Origin of the sequence: Streptomyces sp. NPDC001750 (assembly GCF_042892615.1) — a bacterium.
In the GTDB taxonomy this organism is placed as follows: domain Bacteria; phylum Actinomycetota; class Actinomycetes; order Streptomycetales; family Streptomycetaceae; genus Streptomyces.
Genome location: NZ_JBIAUE010000023.1, coordinates 13819 through 30461, shown reverse-complemented (window position 1 = coordinate 30461; position 16643 = coordinate 13819). Strand labels below are relative to the sequence as shown.

The window sequence follows — 16643 nt, the reverse complement described above, 5'->3', positions numbered from 1 at the left end:
CACGCCGTTTCAGATCCTAAAGTGTCGAGCTTGCCGGGCCCTTGTCGCACGGAGAACTGGTTACGCTGGCGCATGCCTTGGCCCTTGCCCCGGAGGTGGGTTGAGTGGTGAGACGTAGGCGGCGCCCGCCTGGGCGGCCTTGTCCATGGCCGTGTAAGCCTCGATGATCAGCCGCTTCGTGCGGTACTCGCCGTAGGCCGCTATGTCCTTGCCCCGCACGATGGGGAACGTCTCCATCACATGGTCCACCTGAGCCTCGGTCAGGTCGTAGAGGTGGAACATGGCGGCGTCGAGCTCGGCGCGGATCTGGGCCCGGCGGCCTTCGTCCCAGCGGAAAGGGGGGCCTTCGTCGCCGAGGTCGCGGGCGAAGGGGGTGAGGTCGTTGGCCGTGTAGGCGAGTTCCAGGACCCGAGCGGCGAACCAGTCGACGTCCATTTGCTCTGGGGCCCATGCAAGCTGGTCGAACGCGCCGGGACGGGGAAGTGCGATCTGCTTGAGGATGAAGTAGTTGAGAGAGACGCCACTCATCTTCTGTCTGACGAGGAAGTCCATAGCAAACGATGACATACATGCAAGTAGCGCTGCCGGGCTCCCGTGTTGGGTGAAGGCAAGAAGGAACTTGTTATTCGTGGCAATACGAGGCACCACGTCAGCAACGAGTGTTCGCTCGTCCGTGGACCGAGTTACGTCGCGCCACCCCAGTAGCCAGCCCTTGTCCCACCGCCCACCCAAGCGGTAGTCCACATCACAATCGGACATCCAGTACCGCGGAATTGGCCCCCGCCCCGGGTCGTTCTTCTCCTCAAGCGTCAGTCGCGGCAGCTCCGTGTCCTGACTGCCCTCGGGCCGGTTGCTGTAGCAGGACAGCCGGTGGTCGTAGTGGTGGACGAACTTAGCCTCGTACAGCGGCAGCAGCCGGTGAGTGCCATCGGTGAAGACGTTGCCCTCCAGGCGCAGCCCGCCGGCCTCTAGCTCATGCTGCTCCCAGAACAGGTCGGAGTCGTTGGCCATGTGGAACATCGCCATGAAGGAGATGCCCCAAGGGTTGATCTCAGGGGCCCCGTCGTTCTCGTTCCAGAGCACCGGTATGCGCCGGTAGATCCCGAGCGTGATGTCGGCGTCCTGTTGGGTGCGAAACATCGGCATAGTGCCGGTGTTGGGGTTCACCAGCAGCAAGTCCGCGGGATTGACCTGAATGCGTTCACCGCGCGGCGGCAGTTCATCCGGATGTTTGGCCAAGGTCCAGGACTCGGCCTGCGTGACTTCGGTGTCCTGGCCGGTAACCGTGAGAAGGGAGAAGCGGAAGCGACGGTTGCCAACATCTGTCCAGATCCGAGGGTTGGTGACGAAGTCCAGCAGGGAGTCGAGGCGCTGCTGCTGGAGGATGTCCCGGAAAAAGGGTGCGGTCGTGGAGTCCACGGCGATCCCGGTCGGCACGACGATGCCCATGCGGCCGCGCCCCACGATGAACTGCCGGGCGGATTCGGCGAACACGGAGTAGGTATTGACGTCGCCCTGTCCCGTGAACGGGAAGCGTCCCGAGTCACGCAGGAAGTGGAGAGTGCCCTCGGAGCGCCGGCGTGCGGCGAGGTAGGCGTCGTAGTGGAAGCGTTGCTCCGGCGAGGCGGCGAGCTCGGCGATCGCGTGGTCGCGGGCCGCCTTGTTGGAGGCGGCCGCGATCTCCGGGACGCGTGTGGCGAAGAACTCCTTGTCCTGGAGTTTCACCCGGTCCCAGGGAGGGTTACCCAGGACGCACGAGAAACCGCCGCTCCATCCCAGGTCCGGGTCGTAGCCCGGTGCTTCGTCGTCCGAGCTGTTGAAGATGTGCGGGAACTCCAGATGCCAGTGGAAGAATCCGTATTCATCGGCGAGTTGGTCCACCGTCTGGTCGGTCACCGCACCCGCGCTGCCGTTCTCGATCAGGCGGCGCCAGGAGTCCGCGGCGATTCCCTCCGGTCCGCCGACATAGGTGGGCCACACGAAGGCGGCGCACCAGGCATCCGCGATACGGCGGTCCCTGACTTTCTCCGGGGAAGACTGCCATGAGCGGTACTTGTCGATCTGCCGGTGGATATCGGCGAGCTCGCGGCCGGGCTTACTGTGAATGTCCGCGATGACGTGGGCGTGGTGGGCGTTGCCCGTGGCCACGGTGACGCCGCCGGTGGAAAACAGCGCGTCCTGTCCTGCGTCGCGCTCCTCCCGGTTGCGCTTGCGGAGCCGGGCGACCTGCTTGGCGTCGTCGCCTTCGAGGGCCTGGTACGCCACGTCGGGGATGCCCTGCTCCAGCAGGCGCGGTGTGGCGCCGAGCAGGGCGTTGCCGTGGCGGATGTGAGCGTCGAGGAAGGACATCGGGCGGGGCTTGCCCGGTTCGAGGGCCTGCATCCAGAGGGCGAACTTGGCTAGGTCGACGGCCATGCGGTCGAGGTCCACGCCGTGGATGCAGCGGGCCACGACGTCGGGCAGCCAGCGTTGTACGGCATCGACGGGTGGTTCGGTTTCCTGGGTGTGTACGACGGCGATGCGTTTGGCGATGCGGCGGGCGGCGGCGACCAGGAAGTGTCCTGATCCGCATGCCGGGTCGCACACGGTCACCCGCAGCAGGGCGTCCACGGGGTTGGACGACTTCGCCGCTTCCTCCAGGACGGGATCCAGGGCGGATTCGAGCAGGGTGTCCACAAGTGCCGAAGGCGTGTAGTACGAGCCCGAAGCCTTGCGGGAATGCCCGGCAGAGTTGCGCAGGCGGTAGGTCTTGCGGTCCGGATCGGGGTCCGGGACCAGTTCGAGCAGTCCCTCGTACACCCCGCCCAGCTCCTCCGCGCCGAGGTGGCGATAGTCGACGGGAAGCCAGCGGCTGCCGTCGTCGCTGCGGACCCGGGATAGGTGGCGCACCGCGGCGAGGAGACGGTCGTTGGGCAGCCGAAGGGAGGCCAGGGTGACGTCGTCGAAGAGGCGGTCCTGGGGACCAGGATCGTAGACGCCGCCGAGTCCCGGCAGGGCAAGCCGAGGCTCCCCGCCCTCTTTACCGAGGGCGTTCAGCACCATGACCAGAGCCTGCCACAGATCGTCCCGGCGGTCGCCCTTCATCGTCAGCGCGAGGCGGCGCAGCCGACTGCTGGAGAAGTACGCCTCGTAGCGGTCCCGGGCCTGCGGATCGCTGTCCTTGCCGAACAGGGCCTGCCGGTCCTCGGCGACGAACAGAAAGATCAGTCGGTAGACGAGCCGCAGCAGGGCGGCATTGAGGCGGTCCTTGGGGACGTCGCCGCTCCTGAGACCCTTGCCCAGCTGTTCGTTGGCGGAGTGGGCGAGGAAGCCGGAACCCAGCTCCTCCAGCGCGAGCCGCAGCCCGGTGCTCAGGCCCCGCAGGAAGCGTGAGCCGCTCTCCAGGGCTTCCTCCCGCCAGCGTTCGAGCCAGCAGTCGGCGGCGGTGGGCTCGCCGGGTGCGTCGTCCTCGCGGGGCAGCAGGTCGATGCGGGAGGCGTGCAGTAGGGCGTACAGCAGGTAGAAGTCCGCGTACAGGTCCCCGTCGAAGATCGATTCGAGGTCGAACTCGATATACGCGGAGCCGACAAGCGAGGTGGAGTCCCGCACCAGTCGCAGCACACGGCCGTTGGAGAGCACTCCCCACAACAGCGACCCGCCGGTGTTGAGGCAGTCCTGCAGCATGGCTTGGGGGACGCGTCCTCCCTTGGCCGGGCGGCGGTCCAGTTCGGCGTTCCAGGACAGAAAGTGGACGGGGAAGTGCTCGCGGTGGAGATGGCTGACGGGGAAGGACCGCCCGCCAGTTGTGACTCCCTGCCGCGTCGTGGGCAGTTGGCCGTAACCGAGCTCGGCAAAGAGGGGGAGCAGCCACTTCCGGCGGGTCAGGGTGGTGCCGAGGTCGGACGCTGGCAGCTGCTTCAGTTGGTCACGGTAGGACTGGTACACGCCTTGCAGATACGCCCACGACCGGCTCACGGCGTCGCCTAGCCGCCCGACCGGCAGGCTGTACTCACCCGGCGTCATCCCGGGCAGGGCGCGGTCGCCTGCGGAGATGCGCGCCAGGATCTCGGGGGAGAGCACGCTGCCCTCGATGCGGACGGCGGTGAATCCGTCGCTCGCGAGAGGGACGGCGGTCGGGCTCACGCGACACCTCCGGGTGTGCTGATTCGACTGGTTGATGCAGTGTCAGGAACGTACACGTACACGCCGAGGACATCGGCCGAGGGCTGGAACGTCACCTGCAGCCCGCGCCGAGCGGCGGAGGCCGAGCGGCGGACGCGGCGGTGCGCCGCGAGGAGCTCGGATGCTGCTGCCTCTCCCTGGCGGTCCAACTCCGGTTGAATTCGGTCGAGATCGCGTACGGCCCGGTCCGCGTACTGGCGCACGTGTTCTTCTATGGCGTTGGCCGTGGGTTCGGCGTCCAGGAGCTGGGTCACTTCCGGCGGGGTGAGCCACTCGGGTGCGCTCGCACTGCCCCGGTAGGCGAGGACGCGAGCCTCCTCGGCCACTGTGGGTGTGGCGCCGCGCCCCGGCAGGATCAGGTGATGGCGGAGGCGGACCAGCAGGAGCGTGGTACGGGAGTCCACTGCGGTCGTCCTGATGACGCCGCAGCGCCGGGCCAGGCGCCGCCCGCCGGCGACCGATCCGTCGAGGGAGGTATCGAGAACCCACTGGGCCAGGGCGACCACACGGGGATCCGACCTGGTGAGGGAAACTTCGCCGACCCGTTCAACACCTTCTGCGCGGAAGGTGAGCTCCTGGGTTCGGGCCGCGCCGTCCAACTGTAGGTCACGCAGCAGTCCGGGGGGCAGCCCGGTGAGGCCGGCGGTGAAGTCCCTCGCTTCTTCTTTCGGTTCCGTGAGGACCGGCTGGGCGGTCGCGGCGGAACCGGCGGACTTCCGGCGGGCGGTGACCGAGACCTCTTCGCGGGAGGGAGCGGGACGCATGGTGGCGCCCAGCTTGGTGAGGCTGGTGCGGACGAACCGGATGACGTCGTCCCGGTTTCCGATGGCCTGCCGGAGGGCGTCGATCTCCTGCTGCATCTCGTCGGTGTGGATGGTGCGTTGCGCGTAGCGGGTCTGTGCCTTGGACTCACGCTCGGCCGCGTCGCGCCACTGCCGCTCGAGTGCCTCGGCCGCCTCTTCGGCCTCCACGTCGAGGGTCAGCTGCCGCTCTTCACGGCCGCGCAGCAGCACGCCCTGCACGAGCGCCTGTACCAGGCTGTCGGCGGCCTCGGGGACCGGTACCGCGACGCCGGTCGCCTTCTGGATGGCGCGGTGTTTGCGCAGCAGGACTTCGAGGACCACACCATCGATGCCGTTGTCCTCGCCGTACAGGGTCACGGCTCGTACGTACGTCGAACGCTGACCGAAACGGTCGACACGTCCTTCGCGCTGCTCGAGACGCGTCGGATTCCACGGAAGGTCGTAGTGGACGACAGCCTGGAAGCCGTGCTGCAGGTTGACGCCCTCCGACAGGCAGTCGGTGGCGACCAGGACCCGGCGAGCGGCAGGGTCCTGAGTAAGCGTCGCGATACGGTCCTCGCGCTCCTTCGGGGGCAACAGCCCGGTGACGTGCTCGACGGTGATCTTGCCGAGAATGGACTTCAGGTACTCCGCAACATACTGGGCCGTGGGGATGTACCGGCAGAAGACGATGGGGTTGTAGCCGGCCGTGATCAGCTGCTTGACTTCCTTGCCCACCTGAAGGAGCTTCCGATCGCGCTCAGGGCCGGCCAGCTGCCGGGCGCGTTCGGCGAATCGCCGGAGCCTTTTCCGCTCCTCCTGGATCCGGGCCTTGTCCCGCTCGCTCAGCTCGCTCCCTTCGGCTCCTTCCACTGCCTTGAGAGGGATCAGTGCCTCAGTGGCATCACCGGCGGGGGCGGCGTCAGCGCCTTCGTCGGTGTCGTCCTCGGTGCCGTCCAGGACGGAGGCGCGGCCGAGCCGTTCTGCTTCCGCGTCGGTCAGACCCTCGACGGCGGCCCTGGTCTCCAATGTGGCGGCGGCGGCCAGCGGCGAGGAAGCGAGGGAGCGCAGCAGGGCGAGGGCGGACCACCAGCGGATGCGGTCGCGGGTCGCACCGCTGCTCGTACGCACGGTCTCCCGCGCGTACGCCAGTACGTCCTCCAGGAGATCCGCGTACTCGTCGTGCATCCGGAAGGGCACATCCCGCAGGAACCGCGTGTCCGGGAAGTGGGTCTCCTCCTGCAGGTAGTGCTTGATGTCGCGGCGGCGTCGCTGCACGAAGAACTTGGCCAGGCGCATCCTGTCTTCGGACTGGGACGGGTCGAACGAGCCGGAATCCGGAGCGAACTGAGGGTCGAGCAACCCGATGAGACAGCGGAAGGTCTCCTCCTTGCCGCTGTGCGGAGTGGCAGTGACCAGAATGACGTGGCGCTGTGGGGACCTGGAAAGCTCGGTGAGGAGCTCGTAGCGCAGCTGGCGGTGTTTGCCCGCCCGGTCGGCGGCGTCCGGTACACAGGTGTGGGCTTCGTCGACGATGACAAGTTCCGGTGCGCTGCGCAGGAACTGGCTGCGGCGGTCCTCCCGCTTGATGAAGTCCGTCGACACGATGGTGAACCGGTGCCGGGAGAAGAGGCTTTCGGCACCCATGAGGTCGCGCTCCAGCTTCTTGACGGTGCTGGGCAGGACCAGCGCGGCTTCGATGCCGAACTTGTCCCGCAGCTCGTCCTGCCACTGCCGGGCCAGCGCTGGGGGGCACAGCACACTGAACCGGTCAACCTGCCCCTGAGCCACCAGCTCCTTTGCGATGAGCCCTGATTCCACAGTCTTGCCGATGCCGACATCGTCGGCGATGAGCAGACGCGTCACATCCATGCTCATCGACATCATCAGCGGTACCAGCTGGTAGCGGCGAGGCTCGAAGTTCAACTGGGCGAGGGATCGGAAGGGGCCCGCGCTGTCCCGGAACCCGATCTGCAGCGCCGTTCGAAGAAGCCCCGCGCTGCTGAAGTCACCCACCTCGTCGGGGTCGGTGCTGGGCCTGGGAAAGGACGAATCCGTTACTTCGTCGACGAAGAGCCCGGTGGTGAATGCCGCGTCACCGCCCAGTGGGCGTGCCACCAGAAAATCCTCGGCGACCTTCTCCACGACCCAGTCACGCCCGCGGGCGGCCACCAGGTTGCCGGTCTCGTACTTGGTCACCGGGCTCCTCCGGATCCGAACACGTTCGGGTAACGGTCAACGATCTTCTGCCAGTTGTCAGTGTGCCCGAAGCGGACAACCAGCCAGCCCGCGTCCATCAGCCGGTCCTCGGCCTCCTCGTCGCGTTGCTGCTGGGTGGGCCGGTCGTGGTGTGGACCATCGACGAAGACGGCTACGTCGGCACCGGCGAGGCGGTAGACGAAGTCCGGGCGGGCCGCGAGCTGTACCAGCGGGACCTGCGCCTCGTCCGGCACGCGCAGCTCCCGATCGGCGAGAAAATCGAGGAAGGCGCGCTCCAGTTCGCTCTCGCTGTCCCCCTTGAGCATGATGAGCCGGTCGGCAGGACTGGCTGCCCCGCCCGTTCCCCGCACCGTTGCCCGTGCGATGCCCGTCAACAGCCCGATCACCTTCGTGCGGTCGATCAGCCGGTGTTCGCTCTGGTTTCCGTACGACAGGAGGCAGTCGTAGCAACCGAGTTCGCAGGGCTCGGGCAGACCTGCCGCCGCCGGCACGTCCTCACCGGTGTCCGGGTCGGTGTGCACGATGCGCAGGGCTTCGGCGGCCGCGGTCGCCAGTGCGTCCGGTTCGGACTGCAGGCGGCGAAGCACCCCGGCCCCGCCCTCGGCGCTCTCCGTGAACAGCATCCGGGCCCGGTTATCCGGGTCCGGCAGGGCGATGGAGGTCAACTCGGAGTCCTCCAACTGGAATGCCGCTTCGACACCGCGCTCCAGGGCGAAACGCAACGTGGTGGCGGTGATCTCGTCAACCGGATCGGCGAGACGCAGGAGGAGGATGTTCCGTCGGTCCTCCACAAAGGGGACCACGGGGCGGGAGATGTCGGCATCCGCAAACGACTCCCCTTCGTCCGATTCGAGGGCTTCGGCCTGCTTGTCGGGCAGCCATCGGCCGGTCGCGGTATCGATGCGGTAACCGACCCGTGCCTTGTCCTTGCGCCGTCGTCGTCCCTTGTTGATGACGCGCAGGCTGGCGGTGTCTCCGTAGGCCAGATCGGCAAGCTTCTGGCCATCGCGGAGAATCTGCGCGTCCAGCCTGGCCGGCCGGTCGCCGTGCGCGTTGAACCGGTAGGCGGTTTCCAGCTCGAATCCTGCCCGGCGTCGTTCTTCCTCGTCGGAGGAGATGCGTTCGCGCCGCTCGGTGACGACAGTGGTCAGCCGCATCAGGTTGGGGATGAGCCCGGTGAGCGCTTCACCGCAGTTGTCGCAGAGATCCGTCCCGGCCTGCTGCTCGTGGAAGTAGCCGCAGTGGCGGCAGAGCCGGGCCGCTTCGGTGTCGATCTCGCCCGGTTCGGCGATGGGCAACTGCACCCGCTTGACCTCGTATCGGGCTCCTTCGTGGTAAATGAGGGCACCGGGGCCGAACTCGTTGATGGCCAGGAAGCGGGGGCGCTGTAGGTAGTCGCCCTCAGCACCCGCACCCCGAGCTTTGCGGGAGCCCGGGATGTACGCGGCCAGCGGGAGCCGCGGGAAGGAGTATCCGGGCAGGAACCCCTCAGACGCGAAGTAGCGGTACGTGTAGAAGTCGCTGAAGTTGTGGCCGAAGCGCTGGCTGTCCTCGTTTCGCAGCAGCTTGAGCTGGTTCTCGGCCTCGCGCCTGCGCCGGGCCGCCTGCTCACGGGACTGGGGGCTCAGCGACTGGTCGAGGACGCGGCGGTTCTGTTCCTCCTGCTCCGCTAGAGCGCCCCGGTAGAGGTTGCGCCAGCGATCGCAGGCTCGGTCGAAGCCTCGGGCGGAGTTACGGACAACGCCCTCCAGCCAGCGCGGGCTCCACCAGCTTGAGCTGTCGAGGTCCGGTACGGACGCGAGCACGTTCCGGGCCCGCTCCTCCGCACGGCGAGCCGGTGCCGGATCGAGCATCTGCGCCCAGATCTCCTCGCGCACCGGATAACCGCGCATCGAATCAGCGAGATCCAATACCTCGGGCAGGCTCGAGTGCAGGTCGGCTCCGGTCTCGGCGAGCCAGATCGCCTGGATGTGGCTGCGGACCAGATCTTCGTTCGCGAGATCGAGGCGTGGCGGCGCCACCCGCCCTTGAACCATGAGGTGGGACCGACGGAAGTAGTACTGATCGTGTGCGTTCCCGGTGGCGCAGTAGGTGGTGACCAGGGCGGGCTCACCGGAACGTCCAGCGCGGCCGGAACGCTGCGCGTAATTCGCCGGGGTAGGAGGCACATTACGCATCGCGACTGTGTTGAGGCTCTTGATGTCGACGCCGAGCTCCATCGTCGGGGAGCAGTACAACAGCGGCAGTCGGCCAGAACTGAACCGAGCCTCCCGTTCCTCCCGTACAGGAGTGGGGACCTGAGCGGTGTGCTCCGCGGCCTGCAGACCGGCGAGGCTGTGCGCGAGATCCGCGTAGAGACCGCGGAAGAAGGCATTGACGCGCGGTGCGGTGCCACCGTGCCGGCGACGCAGCAGATCGCGCATGCCTGCGGAACCGTCTGAAGGCAGCCAGAGCAGCGAGGATGCCTTTACCCGGTAGCCGGGGGTACCCGTCTCCGACCGTGGCACGGACTCCGTGATCAGGTCTGCTTCGCAGAGCACTTCGAGCAGCCGGCGGATCACGAGCTGAGCGTCGTCGACGGTCAGGCGGTCCGACAGGTGCGGGAAACAGCTTGGCGCGCGCAGATAGCGGCCAAGCATGGACCGGCCGGTGAAGTGGACGTCACTGCGGTACCCGCCGGGCCGCGCCGGCGTTGGGAACACAGCCGCAGGACGCGGCTCCGGATGACTCTCCGAGAGTGCCCAGGGGCCGGCCAGCCACTGGTCGGAGCGCGAGCGCACCCGTTCAAAACCGGTGCGGGACAGAACCTCGACGTCGACGGCGAGATTGCGGCGCATCTCATCGAGCACCAGCCGCAGCAGCTGCTCGCGCTGCTCCGGGGCGGCGTCGGCGAGAGCCGCGTGCCCGCTCTCCCAAAGGTCCTCGGCAGCGGCGATCTCACCGAGAGCCGGATAGTCGAAAATCAGCAGCCCGGTCTGCTCCAGGCCCGGCATCGTCACACGCCAGGACCCCTGCAGATCCTGGTACAGGAGGAGTTCCACCACCGCGCGCAGAGCAGAGGTGACATTCTCCCGCTGATGGCTGAAGCGAACCTCCGCCCTGCCCGCGTAGGACTCCACCGGCAGGGCCAGGGCATCGGTGACACGCTGCGCCAGAGTGTCGTAGCGCAACCCGGCTGGACCGGCGTCACTCAACGCCTTGACCAGGGCGCCCCGCAGATGCGTCACCTGGACAAAGTCGTTGAAATGCCCAGCCTGCAGACTGGCATCCTGACGGTTGTCCACGAAGGTGAGAAGCTTCTGAGCTTCTCTCGGCATCTCCTCGCCGGGTGGCTGGCTGCGCAGACTCCGGACGATGCTCGCGCTGATCACCGTCATCGCGGAGCTGCGCCCCTCCGAGTCGAGACTGGCGAGCTTGGCGAAGTCCCGGCCACGGACCTGCTCGTACGAGACCTTGCACTCGGGGTTCAGGCAGAACAGGAACGGGGCGGGGACGAAGGCAGCCCTAAGACCCTCGGCACCGTCGGCAGGTTCAGTGCCGTGGTCGCCTGCGGCTGAGGACTCGCTCTCTGCGCCGCCGTACCCCATTTCCGTACCGTCGAGGGCCACGGTCACAGGCACCGGAAGATAGCGCCGACGATTGTCGGTCACATGGATACCGGATTCGTCGCGCACGAGCCATGAGTCCGGCAGCCGCCCGTCCGCGACAGGATCCGCCGGCCACGGCGCGGTGGTGCTCACATACAGATAGCCGTCCGCGGTCTGATCGTCGTCCGACTCGTGATCGTGTCTCGGCTCGTAAGCCACCTGGCCGGCTCTCATCGTCCGGGACACAGCGAGGTACTCCTGGCCGCACTCGCGGCAGAAGGACAAGGGCAGCAGGAGCTTGCCCCGGTCGCCCTGGACCACACGCTGGTATCGCCTGGTGGCGTAGCGCGTCGCCTCGGGCTCAAGGCTTACATAGACGGTGTCCCCCTTCGACACGAACTGGTGCAGGCGGAAGGCGAACAAGGGGCGATGCGTGTCAGGGTCCTTCGCCTTCGCTCCGGCGCGCAATATGTCCTCGATGGCAGCCCTGCACGTGTCCTCGTCCAGGTTCACCAGGGCGGCCAGGCCGACGGCAGCATCGGCCAGCGTGATCGGACGCTGCCGCTCCAGATGCCCGGCCTGGTCCCGCAGCCCGAACGTGTTCTCGATCCAGACCGCGAGCGGATCCTCAGCAAGATCGCCGTAGTCGCGGGTGAGCCGGTCTGGTGCCCTGAGAACGGCTTCGGTCAGCTGCGCCGGTGACGGATCCGGCCCTCGGGTGGCGCGGCGGAGTGTCTCACCGATGACATGTTCCGGTGCGACGTCTTCCGGCCCTCCGAAGATCCGGCTGGCCACGCGCGCTACGTCCTTGCGGCGCTCCAGATGATCTCCCTCGTTCGACATGGTCGCCGAGGTGCCGATGCACTGAAGGCTCCGCGCCTCGCAGGCGTCCCGCACACGCCGCACCAGCAGAGCGACATCCGCCCCCTGCCGGCCGCGGTAGGTGTGGAGCTCGTCCAGGACGAGGAAACGCAGATCGCGTGTGGCATTCAGAAAGTTTCCGCGCTCCTTGTCGCGGGTGAGCAGAAGGTCGAGCATCACGTAGTTGGTGAGGATGATGTCGGGGCGATCGCGCAGGATCCGGTGGCGCTCCTCCTCGGAGTCCTGGCCGGTGTAGCGCGCAAAGGTCACCGGCGACGCCCCTGGCCCGTACCCCGCCTGAAGGAACTTCTCGAGCTCTTTGCGCTGGCTGTTCGCCAGAGCGTTCATCGGGTACACGATCACCGCGCGCGTACGGCGTCCCGTATCGCCCGCGGCACGTGCACGCAGGATGTGGTCCACGATTGGCACGATGTAGCCGAGGCTCTTACCCGAACCGGTGCCGGTGGTGAGCACGAAGCTCCTGCCGGTGGTGGCTACCTCGATCGCTTCTCGCTGGTGCCGGTGGAAAGAGATGGGAACGCCGGGAGACCCTTCGGCGTCTTTGCCGGTGCGGAAGATCTTGGAGCACTCGGGGTGTAGCAGCTGGCCCTTGACGAGCTCGTCAACCGAGCCCCCCGGTTCGAAGAGAGGATTGATCGACAGCCATGCGTCCGGCCATTGGCCGCCCTCTGCGAGGTCACGCTCGACGGCCTCACGAATTCTGGGGTCCCGGATGCCCACGAATGACTCGGTGAACTGCCGGTAGTCAGCTACAAGCTTCCGGTGCAGTTCAAAGACATCCACAGCGGCCAAACCTCTCTCATCCCCTGGTCGGCCTACATCATTGCGCACGCTGCTGACACGCGGTGTCGGAGTCTGCCCGGATATTGCAATTGATGTAGTCTGACGCTTCCCCTCCAATGGCGGACATAACGCTACCTAGGTGGACATGCCTGCCCACCTAGGGCTGAATGAACTGTGGGATTGCCCGGAGTCGGAAGAGGCCGGTCCTCCAGTATCAGTCTCGATCGGTCATACCAGTGACTTCCGTACTGCGTCGACCAGCGAAGTTGCACGCATGTCGTCGGCCCCTCCGATGATGTTGTTCATCACGTAGCCGAAGGCGATGCCGTGCTCCGGGTCGGCGAACCCGAGTGAGCCGCCTCGCCCAGTGTGGCCGAAGGAGCTCGGGCCAGTCATGGAGTTGGTCTCAGTGGGCAGCATGTACCCGAGGCTGAATCGGCTCAGGATCAGCATCACCTGGTCCTTCCCGTTGGCCTGCTCCTTGGTCGCCGAAGCCAGGGTCTCCGAGGTGAGTAGGCGGACGCCGTCCACATCACCGATCAGCGCGGCGTACATGCGCGCCAGTGCGCGTGCGGTGCCGATGCCGTTGGACGCTGGGAGTTCCGCGGCCTGCACCTCGGGCGAGTCGAAGTTGATCTCGGCGGGGACGGTGACCGCGTACGCCCTGTTGCTGAGTGAGTTCGGGTCGCGCCAGGCAGCGACCTGTTCGCGCAGTTCTTCGGGAAGCGATTCGGCGGGCACGGTAGTGAGGTCGACGTCCGGCCGCTGGTACACCATGCGGCTGACTCGGTCGCGTTCATTCGCCGGCAACCCGATGTAGAAGTCCAGCCTGAGGGGGGCCGCGATCTCGTCGGCGAAGAAGCGGCCCGGCGAGCGGCCGGACACTCGGCGGATCACCTCGCCGGCCAGCCAGCCCCACGTCCGACCGTGATATCCGTGTGCTGTGCCCGGCGTCCACTGGGGGCGTTGAGCGGCCAGTGCTGCCGTCATCGGATGCCAGGCCAACGCCTCCTTCAGCGGTACCGGTTGGTTCAGCGCCACCAAGCCGGCCTGGTGGGAGAGGAGCCAGCGCACCGGGATGTCCGCCTTGCCGTTCGCGGCGAACTCCGGCCAGTACTTCGCCACCGGCGCGTCCAGGTCCAGCGCACCTCGCTCGGCGAGCATATGGGCCGCGGTCGCGGTGGCTCCCTTGGTCGCCGAGTAGACCAGTTGCAGCGTGTCCCGCTCCCACGGACGACTGGTTTCGGGATCGGCGACGCCACCCCAGAGGTCCACGACGGGCTGGCCGTACCGGTAGACGCACACCGCCGCGCCAATGTCCCCGTACCGGGCGAAGTTCGCCGCGAACGCCTCCCGTACCGGTTCGAACCCCGCCGCGACCTCACCATCGATCGTCGTCATGCCGGTCATCCTGGCATTCCGGAGGCTGCCTGTTCCGACGGGGCGGGCTTCGGTAGCGCCCAACGCGGTGCCTGTCAGGCTGCGTCGGGGAGTGCGTGTAGGCGATCGCGGAACTCCCGTACGGAGGGGACGGACTTGTGCGGCTCGAGCTCTGCGGAGAACTCCTTCAGGCGGTCCAGCGCTCGTACGGAGCTGACACTGTCCTCCAGGAGTTCGGCGCCGTAGTTGGCGGCGTCCAGCGCTCCCTCCAGGTCACCGCCGGCGAGGCGTGCCTCGGCCAGGCGGCTGGACCGTACGGCCTTGTCCCGAGGAGCCGCGTGCTCCACGGAGGTTTCCAGGGAACTTGTCGCGCGTTCCACGTGCCCGGACCTCAACAGGACCTTGCCCTCGGTCGACTTCAGCTGCGCCTCGCCGAACCAGTCGAGCCAGTCCGGGTTCTCCTCCGTAACGCGGCGCTCCCAGAGGGACGCGGCGCGGTTGAGTGCCGTGCTGGCCATTCGGTGGTCGCCGTCGCGTGACAGCGCCTCGGCTTTGTGTAGGTAGAGGAACGACTGCGTGCGGGGCGACAGCGATCGGGGTGCGTTGTCGATGGCGGTCGAGATGAGGTCCACCCTCTCGGCGGTGCGTCCGGCCTCGGAGACGTGCACTCCCATCTCCGCGAGGATGAAGGCACCGAAGGCGTTGTCCCCGGCGGTACGGGCGCTGCGCAGGGCCCCGACGTAGTAGCGCTGGCCGGCGGACCGCAGACCGGCGTCGTATGCCATCCAACCGGTCAGGTGCGACACCTGGGCAGCCAGGGCGTACAGGCGGACCCGGATGCTGTCGGTGCACCGGCCGGCGCTGAGGAGACCGGTGACCAAGGAGAGATCGCCACGTGCTTGTTCCAGAAGCCGGGCGCCTCCGAGCTGGTCGTCAAGGGTGCGGAGTGTGCTGATGCGCTGCTCGATCGTCGAGACCATCGTGTCTGTGACCCGATCGCCGTTGAGCGCCGAGGCGAAGGCGGAGGGTGCGTCCACCCAGCTCGCCGCGAGCCTCGTCAGGGCGGCGCCGGTGATGGTGAGAAAGCCCCGGCGATCCATGCGGCCACTCCCCACGAGTTCGGACAACGCTTCGACAGTACCGGCCTCGGTCCAGGGTGCGGTAAGTCCCGTCACCTCCCAGACGGGGAGCCACCGGGGCCATTCTTCCGCGCGCACCGATTCGTACGGGACGCGCAGCAGGTCGGCGAGGACTCGCTGGGCATCGGCGTCCGGCTCCTGGCCCTGCTCCCACTTCCAAACCGTCGTCCGGTTGGTCGCCAGCGGGATTCCGAGCGACCTCCCGTGCTCCTGCATGAGCCGGGCGAACTCGGCCTTCCCCCATCCACGCGTCTGGCGGAGAAAGCTCAGCGGGTGGACTGCCAACGGCTCACCAGGCATGTCATCGCTCCCGTCATCCACTCACGGCGTAGTGGGGAGGCTACTTCGCGTGTCCGCGTACGGGGAGGGCGTCCCCATGAGGAACCCCCTAGAAACGTTCCGCCCTGCGGGCTGCGGCCGTTGACTGAGTATCAGCCGTTCGCGGAGGGCGCTCAAGGCATCCGCTCCCGGAACGGCTTCTCAAATCGGCGGCTCCATTCCTGTATCCCCGTCGGGGATGGAGCCGCTCTCCAGCTCTTCGGAGGCGTCTGCCATGTCCACGCTCGTCCATCGGTTCGTCCTCGCGGGTACGGAAAGAGAAGTGCCTCTCGCCCGGCGCATGGTCGTCGACAGGGTGCGTACGTGGGGCGTGCCGATGGACGAGGAGGCGGCTGACTCCATCCGTCTCGTCGCCTCCGAGCTGATTACCAACGCAGTGATGCATGGGGCGGGGCCCGTCACCGTCGCGCTGTACCACCGGCCCGGTCGCTTGGTGATCGACGTATTCGATGGCAATCCATCAGCTCCGCAGATGAGTTGTGCCCAGCCTGACGATGAGAGCGGGCGCGGCCTGGCGCTGGTCGGCCTTCTCGCGTCGCGGTGTGCGTGGGAGCCGTCCGGTCGTGGCAAGCGTGTGTGGGCGGAGGTTGAGCTTCCCGTGGAGGCGTCTGCTGACCGAGCTGCAGTTCTGCGTCGCTTATTCGGGCTCCGGTGGCTGAAGCGCGGTGTCGTAGTCGGGTCCGTGTCGCTCACTCGGGCAATCGCGTAATGGGTCGGCATGCACTACGAGCGGCTCCGTTTCCTGATCCCGACGTGGTGTTCCGGCCCACCCGCCGCGACATCGACCCCGCTACAGGGGAGCGCACCGCTCACGCCCTGTGGGACCGCCACGAATGGCAGGCACGCGGGGAGTGCTGGCTGTGGTGCGGACGTGACGACGTCGAGGTGACGTGGATCGGTCCCGTCCGGTCGAGCGGTATGCACGCGGCCCTCTACGCCTGCCGCGCGTGTCTGTACGAGCTGGACCAGCGCGTTCTGGAGGCCAACATGCGCCAGGACGTGAGCGCCCTGCCCGTAAACGGTCGGACTGCCTGGCCGGCGGCGGGTCATCGCGCCGCCCAATGACCGCCGCCCCACGGAAATCCATTTCTCCCACGGCCGTGGGGCGGCCATGGCCTCCCGCTGGAGCCCTGGCGAGAGAAACCGAAGAGGAAGGAGCACGAAGTGGCAGAGGGAACGACACCGCCTCCGGCCCGGAGCGGCCTCCTGGTAGCGGCGGAAGAGCTGACCGCCGTCCACGACCGGTACGACAGCCTCCGGTCGGACAACCAGGGTAGTTCCGGCGACGCGCCGTGGCCGGGTGGCGACGGCAACCTGCACGACAGCGAGTAGGCACCAAGCGGTGGGGGCCGGCGCGGTCGGCCGTGCCG

Annotated in this window: 8 protein-coding genes; 3 read left to right on the top strand and 5 right to left on the bottom strand. The window is 67.3% G+C overall.

The genetic code is table 11. From position 1 onward, the window contains the following. Window positions 1-60: 60 nt before the first annotated feature. The 5 genes from ACFYY6_RS29125 to ACFYY6_RS29105 all read right to left on the bottom strand — a co-directional run bounded on the left by ACFYY6_RS29125 (window position 61) and on the right by ACFYY6_RS29105 (window position 15234). A complete protein-coding gene (locus ACFYY6_RS29125) occupies window positions 61-4122 on the bottom strand; it encodes an Eco57I restriction-modification methylase domain-containing protein (protein WP_389196435.1) in 4062 nt (1353 codons plus the stop codon). Then, entirely contained in the window at window positions 4119-7142 is a 3024-nt protein-coding gene (locus ACFYY6_RS29120; protein ID WP_389196433.1) for a helicase-related protein, read from the bottom strand. The genes ACFYY6_RS29125 and ACFYY6_RS29120 overlap by 4 nt, the downstream gene beginning before the upstream one ends. Further along, window positions 7139-12415: a DEAD/DEAH box helicase gene (locus ACFYY6_RS29115; protein ID WP_389196431.1), complete on the bottom strand. Its 5277-nt coding sequence runs from the start codon at window positions 12413-12415 to the stop codon at window positions 7139-7141. Before ACFYY6_RS29115 ends, ACFYY6_RS29120 begins: the two co-directional genes overlap by 4 nt. Before the next feature lie 228 nt (window positions 12416-12643). Beyond that, a complete protein-coding gene (locus ACFYY6_RS29110) occupies window positions 12644-13816 on the bottom strand; it encodes a serine hydrolase domain-containing protein (RefSeq protein WP_389196429.1) in 1173 nt (390 codons plus the stop codon). A gap of 74 nt (window positions 13817-13890) precedes the next feature. After that, the gene (locus ACFYY6_RS29105) at window positions 13891-15234 is read right to left on the bottom strand and encodes a transcriptional regulator (RefSeq protein WP_389196427.1); all 1344 of its coding nucleotides are present in this window, start codon (window positions 15232-15234) and stop codon (window positions 13891-13893) included. 217 nt (window positions 15235-15451) lie between these two features. Here ACFYY6_RS29105 and ACFYY6_RS29100 point away from each other — a divergent pair, with 217 nt between their 5' ends. From ACFYY6_RS29100 to ACFYY6_RS29090, 3 genes are all read left to right on the top strand, one after another. Next, window positions 15452-15982 carry an ATP-binding protein gene (locus ACFYY6_RS29100; protein WP_389196426.1) on the top strand — a complete coding sequence of 177 codons (531 nt, stop codon included), beginning with the start codon at window positions 15452-15454 and terminating at the stop codon, window positions 15980-15982. A gap of 44 nt (window positions 15983-16026) precedes the next feature. Further along, window positions 16027-16338 carry a hypothetical protein gene (locus tag ACFYY6_RS29095; RefSeq protein ID WP_389196425.1) on the top strand — a complete coding sequence of 104 codons (312 nt, stop codon included), beginning with the start codon at window positions 16027-16029 and terminating at the stop codon, window positions 16336-16338. Between the two features lie 99 nt (window positions 16339-16437). Next, entirely contained in the window at window positions 16438-16605 is a 168-nt protein-coding gene (locus ACFYY6_RS29090) for a hypothetical protein (RefSeq protein ID WP_389196423.1), read from the top strand. Window positions 16606-16643: the final 38 nt, after the last annotated feature.

Coding starts and splice junctions, on each gene's coding strand:
- ACFYY6_RS29100 (WP_389196426.1), top strand. CDS start 15,452: ATGGAGCCGCTCTCCAGCTCTTCGGAGGCGTCTGCCATGTCCACGCTC.
- ACFYY6_RS29110 (WP_389196429.1), bottom strand. CDS start 13,816: ATGACGACGATCGATGGTGAGGTCGCGGCGGGGTTCGAACCGGTACGG.
- ACFYY6_RS29105 (WP_389196427.1), bottom strand. CDS start 15,234: ATGCCTGGTGAGCCGTTGGCAGTCCACCCGCTGAGCTTTCTCCGCCAG.